10 protein-coding genes are annotated in these 13,142 nt (G+C 63.9%); all 10 read right to left on the bottom strand.

Annotation, left to right across the window (positions count from 1 at the left end):
* Positions 1-190: 190 nt before the first annotated feature.
* Positions 191-1,501 carry a tRNA lysidine(34) synthetase TilS gene (gene tilS / locus IEX85_RS05915; RefSeq protein ID WP_188859382.1) on the bottom strand — a complete coding sequence of 437 codons (1,311 nt, stop codon included), beginning with the start codon at positions 1,499-1,501 and terminating at the stop codon, positions 191-193.
* A 23-nt stretch (positions 1,502-1,524) separates the two neighbouring features.
* On the bottom strand, positions 1,525-2,481 hold the full coding sequence (gene accA / locus IEX85_RS05910) for an acetyl-CoA carboxylase carboxyl transferase subunit alpha (RefSeq protein WP_188859381.1): 957 nt from the start codon (positions 2,479-2,481) through the stop codon (positions 1,525-1,527).
* A 291-nt stretch (positions 2,482-2,772) separates the two neighbouring features.
* Positions 2,773-6,267 carry a DNA polymerase III subunit alpha gene (gene dnaE, locus IEX85_RS05905; RefSeq protein ID WP_188859380.1) on the bottom strand — a complete coding sequence of 1,165 codons (3,495 nt, stop codon included), beginning with the start codon at positions 6,265-6,267 and terminating at the stop codon, positions 2,773-2,775.
* 6 nt (positions 6,268-6,273) lie between these two features.
* The gene (gene rnhB / locus IEX85_RS05900; RefSeq protein WP_188859379.1) at positions 6,274-6,876 is read right to left on the bottom strand and encodes a ribonuclease HII; all 603 of its coding nucleotides are present in this window, start codon (positions 6,874-6,876) and stop codon (positions 6,274-6,276) included.
* Positions 6,876-8,024 (bottom strand): lipid-A-disaccharide synthase, encoded by a 1,149-nt coding sequence (gene lpxB / locus IEX85_RS05895; protein ID WP_188859378.1) that lies wholly within the window; start codon positions 8,022-8,024, stop codon positions 6,876-6,878. Before lpxB ends, rnhB begins: the two co-directional genes overlap by 1 nt.
* Positions 8,025-8,031: 7 nt before the next feature.
* The gene (lpxA, locus tag IEX85_RS05890; protein WP_188859377.1) at positions 8,032-8,802 is read right to left on the bottom strand and encodes an acyl-ACP--UDP-N-acetylglucosamine O-acyltransferase; all 771 of its coding nucleotides are present in this window, start codon (positions 8,800-8,802) and stop codon (positions 8,032-8,034) included.
* Positions 8,803-8,805: 3 nt separating this feature from the next.
* Complete coding sequence (gene fabZ, locus IEX85_RS05885) at positions 8,806-9,243, bottom strand: 3-hydroxyacyl-ACP dehydratase FabZ (RefSeq protein ID WP_188859376.1); 438 nt, start codon at positions 9,241-9,243, stop codon at positions 8,806-8,808.
* Entirely contained in the window at positions 9,240-10,292 is a 1,053-nt protein-coding gene (gene lpxD / locus IEX85_RS05880; RefSeq protein WP_188859375.1) for a UDP-3-O-(3-hydroxymyristoyl)glucosamine N-acyltransferase, read from the bottom strand. Before lpxD ends, fabZ begins: the two co-directional genes overlap by 4 nt.
* Positions 10,293-10,298: 6 nt before the next feature.
* On the bottom strand, positions 10,299-10,799 hold the full coding sequence (locus IEX85_RS05875) for an OmpH/Skp family outer membrane protein (RefSeq protein WP_188859373.1): 501 nt from the start codon (positions 10,797-10,799) through the stop codon (positions 10,299-10,301).
* Positions 10,800-10,808: 9 nt separating this feature from the next.
* Positions 10,809-13,121, bottom strand: a complete 2,313-nt coding sequence (gene bamA, locus IEX85_RS05870; RefSeq protein WP_188859371.1) for an outer membrane protein assembly factor BamA — start codon at positions 13,119-13,121, stop codon at positions 10,809-10,811.
* Positions 13,122-13,142: the final 21 nt, after the last annotated feature.

Here is a 13,142-nt window from a genome sequence, read left to right as displayed (position 1 = left end):
GCTACCGAGGCATCCGGCCGGGTAGGATGGGTCAAGCGATGTCATGGCACGGGTTGCATCGCTGGCCTCGCGGCCCGGGCATCGTGGACCCATCATATCGATCGCAGTACAGATCGATTGGTCTCGGTTGGCAGCGTGCCATCCAGAAACCCCGGGTGTTGGGTTACGCGGCTTCGCCGCTAGACCCAACCTACGACGCGGTGCCTGCCGGCAACCACTCCAGCACGAAGCCATCTTCATCCGGCCCCACCTGCCAACCCTCGCAGACGAAAAGTCCGGGCACCGCGACGATCTCGTCGCCACGCACCAGCAGCGGCCAGCCTTCGCGCAGCCAGGGGGGCACCGCGGCTTCCTGAAACAGCTTTTTCAGCGGGTGGGATCCGCCACGACCTGCGGGCCGGCAGCGTTCGCCCTCGCGACGGTAGCGCAGCGACAGTCCGTCCAGCGTTCGCAGCCCCCCCGTGCGCGACGGCCGAATCGACAGCCGCCCCTGGAGCAGGCGGATCTCACCGGGCACCAGCGCGATATCGGCAAGCGACCCGGCAGAGGCCGGCTGGCGCTTGGGAACCAGAAACAGCTCGTCGCGATAGCGGCGCAGGACCTGATCCCCGAGCGCCAGCTGCGGCTGGCGGTCCACTGCCGCGCCCAGCACTTCGGTATCGACCGCGGCCAGCAGCCGGTCGTTCAGCGCCACCCCGCTCCCGGCCTCGCACCAGTGACGCAGCAGATTGCGCCGCCGCGCCAGGCTCAATTCCCGCAGCGCAGTGGTGTCCAGGCCGCCGTGACGCCCGCGACAGCCATGCCGGTCGCTGCGGGCCAGTTCCGCCAGCAGCTCGTCGGCCTCGGCGAGATGGCGGGCACTCTGTGCCATGCGCTGCGCCGCGTCGGGCCAGCGCGCGGCGAGCTCGGGCATGACAGTCAGACGCAGATAGTTGCGATCGTAGCCGGCAACGGCGTTGGACGGGTCTTCGATCCAGTCGAGCTCATGGGCCCGGGCCCAGGCCTCGAGGCCGGCACGGGTCTGGTCCAGCAGCGGACGCAGCAGTTCGGCCTCACCCAGCGGCCGACGGCGCGGGATACCGCGCATACCGCGCACGCCGGCGCCACGCAACAGGCGCAGCAGCAGCGTTTCGGCCTGGTCGTCGGCATGATGCCCGAGCAGCAGACAGTCGCCGGGCAGCAGTTCTCTCGCGAAGGCCCCATAGCGCGCCTCGCGGGCGGCATCCTCGGACGCAGAGCGCGGGCTGACATCGAGCACCCGGATGGCAAGACCGAGACGGCCGGCGATTTGCCGGCAGTGTTGCGCCCAGGCATCGCTGCCATCCTGCAGGTGATGATTGACATGCAGCAGCAGCACGCTGCCGGGATCGAGGGTGCGGGCAGCCAGTTCCGCCAGCACGCGGGAGTCGAGCCCGCCGCTGAATCCGATCAGCCAGCGGCGGACGCAAGGCAGGGCCCCGAGCTGCCGCCGGAACGCGGACAGCAGCGCGTCAGGCCCCATGCGACAGGACTCTCAACAGGGGCTCAGCCCTGGTTCACGCCATAGGCCATCAGGCGCTCGTAGCGACGTTCCAGCAGCTCTTCGGTGGAGAGCGCCTGCAGACGGTCGAGGGCGCTGACCAGCTCCAGCTTGAGGTTGGCGGCCATCAGCGCCGGGTCACGGTGCGCGCCGCCCAGCGGCTCGCTGACGACCTTGTCGACCAGACCCAGCTCGTGCAGCCGTTCGGAGGTGATACCCATGGCCTTGGCGGCGTCGGCAGCGCGCTCCGCGCTTTTCCAGAGAATGGAGGCGCAGCCCTCGGGGGAGATGACCGAGTAGGTGGAATACTGCAGCATCAGCAGCTCGTCGCAGACGCCGATCGCCAGCGCGCCACCGGAACCGCCCTCCCCGACGACGGTGGAAATGACCGGCGTCTTGAGCTGGGACATTTTCGCCAGGTTGAAGGCGATCGCCTCGGACTGGCCGCGCTCCTCGGCGTCGATGCCGGGGTAGGCGCCGGGGGTATCGATAAAGGTCAGCACCGGCATCTTGAAACGCTCGCCCATCTCCATGATGCGCAGCGCCTTGCGATAACCTTCCGGACGCGGCATGCCGAAGTTGCGGCGTACCTTTTCCTTGGTTTCACGCCCCTTCTGATGGCCGATCACCACCACCGGCTTGCCCTCCAGGCGCGCGATGCCGCCGACGATAGCCGCGTCATCGGCGAAATGACGGTCGCCGTGAATCTCGTCGAAATCCTCGAAGATATGCGCGACGTAGTCCAGCGTGTAGGGCCGCTGCGGGTGACGGGCCAGCTGCGAAACCTGCCAGGCCGAGAGGTTGGAGAAGATCGACGCGGTCAGGCTGCGGCTTTTCTCCTGCAGCTTGCCCAGCTCGTCGGACAGGTTGATGTCCGAGTCGTCACCGACGTGACGCAATTCTTCGATCTTCGCTTCCAGTTCAGCGATAGGCTGTTCGAATTCAAGATAATTCGGGTTCATTTCGCGTCTGCTTCCGCTCTGCAATTCGGTTACTTGAAGATCATAAAACCGGCAATTCTACCTGTTGCCCCCGGCGATAACCACCCAAACGGGGTTACGGGTTACGGGTTACGGGTTACGGGTTACGGGGGACGAGTTACGCGTCATCCTTACGCCCACGCCCAGGATGGGCAAATCGTAGGGTGCCGGTAAGCGCAGCGCACCGCACCGCACCGGTACCGACGGTGCGCTTCGTTTCACTCAGCGGCACCCTACGGCACTCCGCTTTTACGCGTAACGCGTCACCGCTTTTCAATAACACAGACTCACCGCCTTTTCGCCGAACTGGTCCTTGAGACGCAGCACCAGATCGTCGCTGGCCTCGACCTGCCAGCGTTCGCCGAACGGCAGGCTGGCCTCGGCGTCCTCGCGACGGTAGCGCAGCCGTACCGGCAGGCTGGCGTCACCGCGATAGGCTTCCAGTATATCGGCCAGCTGGCGCAGTCGCCGGCCGGCGATATCCTGGCTGACACAGCGTATCTCCAGACAGTTGGCGTACTGGGCACGGGCCTGCGGGATATCCAGCACCCGGCTGCCCTTGACCTTGAGTCCGCCATTATAGTCGTCCTGGGCGACTTCGCCCTCGATGATCAGCACCGCGTCCTTGTTCAGCTTGTTGCGCGCCTCGTCGTAGGTTTCGCCGTACAGCGTGACCTCTATCCGGGCGCTGCGATCGTCCAGAGAAACGAAACAGAGGTTGTCGCCGCGCTTGGTTTTCTTCAGCCTCAGGTCGACCACCAGCCCCGCGATCTTCTGCACCCGTCCGCGGGCCGGCTGGATATCGACGATCTTCTTGCTGATGAAATTTTTCAGCTCCGGCTCGTACTCGTCGATCGGGTGCCCGGTCAGGTACAGCCCCAGGGTGTCCTTCTCGCCGGTCAGACGCTCCTTGTCGCTCCAGTTGCGCACCCGGATATAGTCCGCGTAGGGATCGCGCGCCTCCTCCACCTCGACCTCGCCGAACAGATCGAACATGCCGGCGTCTTCGTTGCGCGCGTTCTGGTCGGCCGCCTTGAGCGCGTCGGCGATGGCTTCGAACAGCACCGCGCGGTTCGGCCCCAGCTTGTCGAGCGCGCCGGAGCGCACCAGCGCCTCGAGCACGCGCTTGTTGAGCTTCTTGGCGCCGACCCGCTGACAGAAGTCGAAGATATCCTTGAAATCGCCCTGACCGTCCTGACGCGCCTTGACGATGGCGTCGATCGGGCCCTCGCCGACGCCCTTGATGGCCCCGAGCCCGTAGACGATCTTGCCGTCGTCGTTGACGGTGAACATGTACTCGCCGCCATTGACGTCGGGCGGCAGCGGCGCCAGCCCCATCTTGCGACACTCCTCGATGAAGATCACCACCTTGTCGGTGTTCTGCATATCCGAGGAGATAACCGCCGCCATAAAGGGCGCCGGGTAGTGAGCTTTCAGCCAGGCGGTCTGATAGGAAACCAGCGCATAGGCGGCCGAGTGCGACTTGTTGAAGCCGTAACCGGCGAACTTCTCCACCAGATCGAAGATGTTGCCCGCAAGATCACGGTCTATCCCCTGCCCTTCGCAACCCTCGAGGAAGACCGCGCGCTGCTTGGCCATTTCCTCCGGCTTCTTCTTGCCCATGGCGCGGCGCAGCATATCGGCGCCGCCGAGCGTATAGCCGGCCATCACCTGGGCGATCTGCATGACCTGCTCCTGGTACAGGATGATGCCGTAGGTCGGCTCCAGGATCGGCTGCAGAATATCGAGCTGGTAGTCGGGATGCGGCCAGGCGAGTTCCGCGCGGCCGTGTTTGCGGTTGATGAAGTCGTCCACCATGCCCGACTGCAGCGGACCCGGGCGGAACAGCGCCACCAGTGCGACGATGTCCTCGAAGCGGCTGGGTTTCAGACGCCGTACCAGGTCTTTCATGCCGCTGGATTCGAGCTGGAACACCGCGGTGGTTTCGGCCGCCTGCAGCAGATCGAAGGACTTCTTGTCCTCAAGGTCGATCAGCGAGATATCGAGCGGCTCCAGCCCTTCCTTGGCGCGAATGCGGTCGATGGTTTCCACCGCCCAGTCGATGATGGTCAGGGTGCGCAGGCCGAGGAAGTCGAACTTCACCAGCCCTGCTTCCTCGACGTCGTTCTTGTCGAACTGGGTCACCAGGCCTTCGCCGAACTCGTCACAGTAGGTGGCGGCGAAGTCGGTCAGCTTGGTCGGGGCGATCACCACACCGCCGGCGTGCTTGCCGACGCCGCGGGTCACCCCTTCCAGCTTGTAGGCCATTTCCATGATTTCCTGCGCTTCTTCGCTCGCCTCGACGAATTCGCGCAGCGCAGGCTCCACTTCCCAGGCCTTGCCGAGGGTCATGCCGACCTCGAACGGAATCAGCTTCGACAACCGGTCGGCGAGGCCGAACGGCTTGCCCTGCACGCGGGCGACGTCGCGCACCACCGCCTTCGCCGCCATGGTGCCGAAGGTGACGATCTGGGAGACAGCGTCGCGGCCGTAGGTGCGCGCCACGTAGTCGATCACCTTGTCGCGGTTGTCCATGCAGAAGTCGATATCGAAGTCGGGCATGGAGACACGTTCCGGGTTCAGAAAGCGCTCGAACAGCAGGTCGTATTCAAGCGGATCCAGATCGGTGATCTTCTGTGCGTAGGCCACCAGGGAGCCGGCGCCCGAGCCTCGGCCCGGCCCCACCGGCACACCGTTCTCCTTGCCCCACTTGATGAAGTCCATGACGATGAGGAAGTAGCCCGGAAAACCCATCTGGATGATGATATCGAGCTCGAACTCGAGACGGTCGACATAGAGCTGGCGCTTGGCCTGATAGTCGGGATCGTTGCGATCGAGCAGGATTTCGAGACGCTCCTCGAGGCCCCTGTAGGACACCTCTCGGAAATAGTCGTCCATCAGCATGCCTTCCGGCACCGGGAACTTCGGCAGGTAGTAGGTACCGAGCTCAATCTCGATATTGCAGCGCCGGGCGATCTCGACGCTGTTGGCCAGCGCTTCGGGAATATCGGCGAACAGCTCGAGCATTTCGGCGGTGGAACGGAAGTATTGCTGCTCGCTGTAATCGCGCGGGCGATGCGCGTCTTCCAGGGTACGGCCGAGGTTGATGCAGACCCGCGCCTCGTGGGCGTCGAAATCCTCGGCCTTGATGAACATCACGTCGTTGGTGGCCACCAGCGGACAGCCGGTTTCGTGCGCCAGCGCGACGCTGGCGTGCACCAGTTCCTCGTCATTCTTGCGGCCGGTACGCTGGATTTCGAGGTAGAAGCTGCCCGGGAAGATGCGCATCCACTCTTCGAGCACGAACTGCGCCGAACCGTTGTCCGCCAGAAGCGCCCGACCGACCTCGCCCAGGCGCGCGCCCGAAAGCGCGATCAGGCCTTCCGCCTTTTCCTCGATCCAGGCTTTTTTCACCAGCGCCTTCTCGGCGATGATGTTCTGCCCCTCGGCGTAGGCCCGGGAGATCAACTCCATCAGGTTGCGGTAGCCCTGACCGTTGCGCACCAGCAGTGTCATGCGATAGGGCTCGGATTCGGGCTCTGCCTCGTTCATCACCAGCACATCGGCGCCGCAGATGGGTTTGACGCCGGCGCCCAGCGCCGCCTTGTAGAACTTCACCACCGCGAACAGGTTGCTCTGGTCGGTGACCGCCACCGCCGGCATGCCCTCGTCCCGGGCGGCATTGACCGCCTCCTTGACCCGCACCAGGCCATCGACCAGCGAGTATTCGGTGTGCAGTCGCAGATGAACGAATTGAGGTGTAGCCATGACAGATCAGTCTCCGGGTTGCAGCAACTCTCGCACCGGGCGAAAGCTGCGGCGATATTCAGGCAGGGGGCCGAGCCGGCGCAGCGCCTCCAGATGGGCGGGTGTCGGGTAGCCCTTGTGCTGCGCGAAACCGTAGTCGGGATGGCGCAGGTGAAGTTCCTGCATCTCCCGGTCGCGCACGACCTTGGCCAGTATCGAGGCGGCGCTGATGGCCGGCACCTTCGCATCGCCCTTGATCACGGGCTCTGACGGACAGGCCAGCACCGGGCAGCGGTTGCCGTCGATCAGGGCGTAGTCCGGCGCCGGCGCCAGCCCCTCGACCGCCCGCTGCATCGCCAGCATGCTGGCGTGCAGGATATTGATAGCATCGATCTCGGACGGACTCGCCGACGCCACGCACCAGGCCAGCGCCCGCTCGCGGATTTCGTCATAGAGCGCCAGACGCTTTTTCTCGCTCAGGGCCTTGGAGTCGGCCAGCCCCCGGATCGGACGGTCCGGGTCCAGAATGACCGCGGCCGCCACGACATTGCCGACAAGGGGCCCGCGGCCGACCTCGTCGACACCGGCGATACGCTGCCCGGCGGCGAAGTCGAATCCCATCGGTTGCATCAGCGCTCTCTGTTTTGCAGCAGCTCGACAATCGCATCGGCCGCGCGCTCGTCGGCATCGCGATTCAGCTCGCGGTGGATCTTGGTGAAACGCGTCTTGAGCCGCCGGGCGTTGGCCGGATCCTCGAGCTGCTTCAGCAGCAGCGGTCCGAGCACCTCCGGACGGACCTCGTCCTGCAGCACTTCCGGTACCAGCGGCGCATCGGCGAGCAGGTTCGGCAGCGAGATATAGGGGCTTTTGATCAGTCGCGAGAGGATGAAATGGGTCAGCCCCGCCATGCGGTATGCCACCACCATCGGGCGCTTGAGCAGCATTGCTTCGAGCGTCGCCGTGCCCGAGGCGATCAGTATGGCATCGGCCGCCTGCATGGCTTCGCGCGAGTGCTTGAGCATCAGCTCGACCTCGAGATCGGCGAACTCGCCCTGTACCAGCTCATGCAGTTGATGCAGCCTCGCCTCGTTCGCGGCCGGAAGCACGAAACGCACATTCGGACGCCGCGCCCTGAGCCAGCGCGCGGTTTCGAGGAAGGGGCGCGCCAGGTACTTGAGCTCGCCACCGCGACTGCCCGGCAACAGCGCCACCACTTCGGTATCCGCCGGCAGCCCCAGCGCCTGGCGCGCCTCGCCCTTGTCCGGCTCCTCCGGAATCCGGCTCGCCAGCGGATGACCGACGAAGGCGACGCGCTGGCCGTGCTCGCGGTAGAAGTGGGCCTCGAACGGGAACAGAGTCAGCATCAGATCGGTGGTGCCCAGGATCTTGAACACCCGCTTGCGGCGCCAAGCCCAGACCGACGGACTGACATAGTGCACCGTCGGTATGCCCGCTTCGCGCAGGCGACCTTCCAGATTCAGCGTGAAATCCGGCGCGTCGATGCCGATGAAAAGGTGCGGCCGCTCGGCCTCGAAGTGTTCGGCCAGGGCCTTGCGGATGCCCATCAGCTCCCGCAGCCGCCCGAGCACTTCGACCAGGCCCATCACCGACAGCCGTTCCATCGGATACAGCGAGCGGCAACCCGCGGCGACCATCAGGTCGCCGCCGATACCTTCGACTTCGAGATCGGGGTAACGGCGCCTGAGCGCCTCGATCAGGCCGGCGCCGAGGATATCCCCCGAAGCCTCACCGGCAACGATTCCGATACGCAGGGCCATGGCGGCCTCAGCGGATGATGCCGCGGGTCGAGGCCCGCAGCGAATCGACGAAAGGCTTGAGCTCGGGGCAGGAAGGCAGCATCGGGTCAAGCCGCTCCAGCGCCTGCTCGAGCGTCAGTTTCTGCCGGAACACGGTCTTGTACGCCTGACGCAGGGTACGCAGCGCTTCAGGCGAAAAGCCCCGACGGCGCAGCCCCTCGAGATTGAGGCCGTGGGGTTTGGCGGTGTTGCCGGACGCCATCAGGTAGGCCGGGATGTCCTTCAGCACCACGGTGCCGGTGCCGCACATCACGTGGGCGCCGATACGGCAGAACTGATGCACCAGGGTAAAGCCGCCGAGTATGGCGTGATCGTCGACGTGCACATGGCCGGCAAGCGCCGTGTTGTTGGCCAGGATGATATGATCGCCGACCATGCAGTCATGCGCGACGTGGGCATAGGCCATCAGCAGGTTGTGGCTGCCGATCTTCGTCAGCCCCTGATCCTGCACCGTGCCGCGGTGAATGGTGACGCCTTCGCGGATGACGTTGTGATCGCCGATCTCGAGCCGGGTCGGCTCGCCGCGGTACTTCTTGTCCTGGCACTCTTCGCCCACCGAGGCGAACTGGAAGATGCGGTTGTGCTCGCCGATACGGGTCGGTCCCCGCACCACCACGTGGGGCCCTATGACAGTTCCGGCGCCGATCTCGACGTCAGGGCCGATAATGCTGAAAGGCCCGACTTCGACGTCAGGCGCGATACGGGCACCGGGATCAACGATGGCGCGGGAATCGATCAAGGGTTACACCTTTCTGTCTGCACAAAGGATAGTGGCGGTGCTGACCACGTCGCCGTCGACCGTGGCCCGGACGTCGAATTTCCAGATACCGCGACGCTCGGAGATCTTGCGGGCTTCGAGGCGCAGCTGATCGCCAGGTACCACCGGACGCTTGAAGCGCAGGTCGTCGGCACCGACGAAGTAATAGATGGAGCCGTCCTGCGGCTTCTTGTCCATGGTCTTGAAGCCGAGGATGCCGGCGGCCTGCGCCATGGCTTCGACGATCAGCACGCCCGGCATAACCGGATGATCCGGGAAGTGACCGTTGAAGAAAGGCTCGTTGACGGTTACGTTCTTGATCGCGACGATGGACTCACCTACTTCCAGCTCCAGCACCCTGTCCACCAGTAGAAACGGGTAACGGTGGGGCAGGTACTCGCGGATTTCCTTAACATCCATCATTCTGTATGACCTTCAGTAGAGTTTTGCTCGATTAACTGTTCTAGTTTCGTCACTCGACGGGCCAGCTCGTCGAGCTGACGGAAGCGAACGACATTGCGCTTCCAGTTTCGGTGCGGCTGCAGTCCCGTACCGGACGAATAGGCGCCGGCCTCGGTAATCGACTTGCTGACGAGAGACATGGCGGTAACGTGGGTGCCAGGCGCTATCGTCAGATGCCCGGTAATGCCCGAAAGACCGGCAATGGTGCAGCGTTCGCCAATTTTAGTGCTTCCGGCGATGGCGGTACAGCCTGCGATGGCCGTATCACGGCCGATCTCGACGTTGTGCGCCACCTGAATCTGATTGTCGAGCTTGACGCCGTCGTCGATACGGGTGTCGTCGAGGGCGCCGCGGTCGACGGTGGTGCCGGCGCCGATTTCGACGTCGTTGCCGATACTGACGCCACCGAGCTGGCAGATCTTGCGCCAGCGACCGGCCTCCGGCGCAAAGCCGAAGCCGTCGGCGCCGAGCACCGCGCCGGAGTGCAGAATGCAGCGTTCGCCAACACGAACGTCGTCGTAGAGCACCACACCGGCCTCGAGGCGCGTGTCGACCCCGATGCTGCAACGGGCGCCGATCACGACCTGGGGACCGATACAGGCCCCCGCCGCGATCTTCGACCCGGCGCCAATCACCGCATGCGCCCCGACCTGGGCCGCCGCGTCGATCACGGCGTCTTCGGCGATCACCGCCGTGGCGTGCACACCCGGAGATACCGGTGCGCGCCAGTCGAACAGCTCGCTGACACGGGCAAAGGCAAGGTAAGGGTCCTCGACGACGATGGCGTGTCCGCCGACCGCATCGAGATGGGCTTCGGCAACCAGCACCGCGCCGGCCTGGCTGGCCTTGAGCTGGTTCAGGTATCGTCCGCTGGCAAAAAACGACAGCTGGCCGGGGCCAGCTGTCTGAAGTGTTGCAAGACCTGTGATCCGGTGCAGCGGATCACCGCTGACGCGGCCGCCGACAACGTCGGCGACCTCCTGCAGGCTGAATTCGGTTGCGCGCGTCATGCCGGCCTATTTTTTGTTCAGGGCGTCGATAACGGTCTGGGTGATGTCGACGCTCTTGTCGGAATAGACGGTCGCCTGCTTGGCGATCACGACGTCGTACTTTTCCTTCTTGATGATGTCGCGGATGACCTCGTCCAGCTTCGGACGCATTTCGGCCAGGAAGCCGCGCTCGCGTTCGGCGCGCTTCTGCTGCAGTTCCTGCCCCTGCTTCTGGTACTGGCCGAAGGCCTTCTGGAACTGCAGGCGCAGCTTCTGCTCATCTTCCTTGGACTGAAGCCCCTGATTCTTGCGCAGCTTTTCCTGCAGCGCCTTGGCCTGCTTTTCCAGCTCGAGCAGCTGTTTTTCCTCGCCGGAAAACTCGCGCTTGAGCTGATCCCGCAGGTCGGCGGCGGCATCGGATTTGAGCAGCGCTTCCTCGACACCCAGCACGGCCACCTTGTCGGCCGCGGCGGCCTGAAAGCTGAACATCATGACCAGGGCGAGCAGTGCGGACTGGATATACTTCATGTTGACTCCTTAGAAGGTCTGACCAAGGGAGAACTGGAACACCTCGGTTTCGTCGTCTTTGCGGTCGTTGAGCGGCATCGCCAGCGAGATCGACAGCGGGCCCACCGGCGTCAGCCAGCTCAGACCAACACCCGCGGAGTAACGGATCTCGTCCAGTTCGAGACCTTCGGTGCAGTCGCTCGCCGCTTCCAGGCAGTCGGTGGTGAAGACGTTGCCGCCGTCCACGAACGCCAGGGTGCGCCAGCTGGTATTGTCGTTCAGGAACGGCGTCGGGAAGATCAGCTCCAGCGAGCCGATGGTCTGCAGATTGCCGCCGAAAGCGTCGTCGTTGGAGTCGCGCGGACCCAGGGAGTTGTTGTCGAAGCCCCTGACGCTGCGCAGGCCGCCGGCGTAGTAGTTCTTGAAGAACGGATAGTTGTTGCTGCCGAAGCTGTCGCCGTAGCCGAGGCGCCCCGAGGCGGACACGACCCAGGTCTCGTCGCTGTTGAGCGGCAGATAGTACTCGGCGCGATACTGCGAACGGAAATAACTCAGATCGCTGCCCGGCACCGCGATTTCCGCCGAAAGGGTCTGATTCCAGCCACTGGTCGGAAAGAGGCCGCGGTTCAGGTGATTGTTGCTCCAGGTGGTCTTGAACAGCCAGTCGAGATAGCTGTCGCCTTCCTCTTCGATGAAGCCGAACACTTCGTCCGCGGTCGAATTGAAAGTGTCGAGCGTAATGTTCTCGAAGCCGAGACCGAAGCTCAGACGCTGGTATTCGTTGATCGGGTAACCGAAGTTGACCCCGGCGCCGAACTCGTCGGTGGTGTAGTTACTGACGTCGTCTTCGTCGTAGTCACGCTCGCGATAGAAGACGTTGAAACCGCGGCTGACGCCGTCGACCGTATAGAACGGATCGGTGTAGTTGAAGCTGTACTCGGTCAGGGTGTCGCTGTTGGAGAAGTTGAACCCGACCTGCTTGCCGGTACCGAAGAAGTTGTCCTGCTGCACCCCGAGCTGGAAGATGAAGCCGGAGCTCTGCGAGAAGCCCACCGCGGCGGTGAACTGGCCCGAAGGCTGCTCTTCGATGGTGTACTCGACGTCGACCTGATCGTTGGTTCCCGGCACCGGGCGGGTTTCGACATCGACGGTCTTGAAGTAGCCGGTACGGGACAGCTTGTTCTTGGACTCCTCGATTTTCTCCGCCGAGGCCACGGCCGCTTCCATCTGCGTCAGCTGCTGACGCAGCACCTCGTCGGCGGTGGTGGTGTTGCCCTTGATCAGAATCCGGCGCACGTAGGTACGCTGGCCCGGCTCAACGAAATAGCGCAGCGAGACGGTGTTGTCTTCCTCGTGCAGGGTCGGCACCGGGCTGACGTTGGCGAACATGTAGCCGCCATCGCCCAGCACCCGCTGCAGGCGCTCCTGGATATCGGTCATTTCCTGACGCGAGAACACATCGCCCTGCTCGAAGCTCAGCTCCGACGCCAGGTCCGATTCCGGCACCGCCAGATCACCGGCCAGATCGACCTCGCGGATCTTGAACTGCTCACCCTCGGTGATGTTGATGGTGATGTAGACGTGCTGCCGGTCGGGCGAGATCGACACCTGGGTGGAGTCGATGGAGAAGTTGATATAGCCGCGGTCCAGGTACCAGGAGCGCAGGCGCTCCTGGTCGCCGGCGAGCTTTTCGCGGGAATAGCGATCGCTGTCGGTGATGAAGCTCCACATGTTCGGCAGCTGCAGCTCGAACAGCTCCTTGAGCTCCTCGTCGCTGAACACCTTGTTGCCGACCACATTGATGTGCTGGATCGAGGCGACCGAGCCCTCGGTGATATCGATATTCAGCGCGACGCGGTTGCCCGGCAGCTCTTCCACCTCGGTTTCGACGCCGGCACCGTAGCGCCCCTGGGCGACATACAGCCGCTGCAGCTCGAGCTGGATACGGTCGAGCGCGGCGCGCTTGAACACCTCGCCCTCCTCGAGACCGCTCTGCTTGAGTCCCTGCATCAGCGCCTCGTCCTTGACGACCTTGTTGCCGTCAAGACGAATCAGACTGACGGCAGGACGCTCGGTGAGGCGCACGATCAGCACATCGCCGTCACGCAGCAGTTCGATATTGTCGAAATTGCCGGTCTCGAACAGCTCCCGGGTCGCCCGGGTCAGCTCGTACTCGGTGATGAGGTCGCCGGAGGCGATCGGGAAGTTGCGAAACACGCTGCCGGGATCGACCCGCTGCAGGCCTTCGAGGCGAATATCGGTAACGGTGAAGGGTGATATGGCGGCTCTCGCCAGGGTTCCCCAACATAGAAGGGAGAAGAAGAGTCCCAGTCTGCGTTTCATGAACTACGTCTTATTCCATCG

This window comes from Marinobacterium nitratireducens, assembly GCF_014645375.1.
GTDB lineage: Bacteria > Pseudomonadota > Gammaproteobacteria > Pseudomonadales > Balneatricaceae > Marinobacterium_A > Marinobacterium_A nitratireducens.
Note: the sequence above shows the minus strand (reverse complement) of the source record. Positions and strands in the feature narration are given on the sequence as shown.

Bases quoted from the DNA above. Each gene is read 5' to 3' on its own strand.
- accA (WP_188859381.1), bottom strand. From the start codon at position 2,481: ATGAACCCGAATTATCTTGAATTCGAACAGCCTATCGCTGAACTGGAA.
- rnhB (WP_188859379.1), bottom strand. From the start codon at position 6,876: ATGCAACCGATGGGATTCGACTTCGCCGCCGGGCAGCGTATCGCCGGT.
- dnaE (WP_188859380.1), bottom strand. From the start codon at position 6,267: ATGGCTACACCTCAATTCGTTCATCTGCGACTGCACACCGAATACTCG.
- lpxB (WP_188859378.1), bottom strand. From the start codon at position 8,024: ATGGCCCTGCGTATCGGAATCGTTGCCGGTGAGGCTTCGGGGGATATC.
- IEX85_RS05875 (WP_188859373.1), bottom strand. From the start codon at position 10,799: ATGAAGTATATCCAGTCCGCACTGCTCGCCCTGGTCATGATGTTCAGC.
- fabZ (WP_188859376.1), bottom strand. From the start codon at position 9,243: ATGATGGATGTTAAGGAAATCCGCGAGTACCTGCCCCACCGTTACCCG.
- bamA (WP_188859371.1), bottom strand. From the start codon at position 13,121: ATGAAACGCAGACTGGGACTCTTCTTCTCCCTTCTATGTTGGGGAACC.
- lpxD (WP_188859375.1), bottom strand. From the start codon at position 10,292: ATGACGCGCGCAACCGAATTCAGCCTGCAGGAGGTCGCCGACGTTGTC.
- tilS (WP_188859382.1), bottom strand. From the start codon at position 1,501: ATGGGGCCTGACGCGCTGCTGTCCGCGTTCCGGCGGCAGCTCGGGGCC.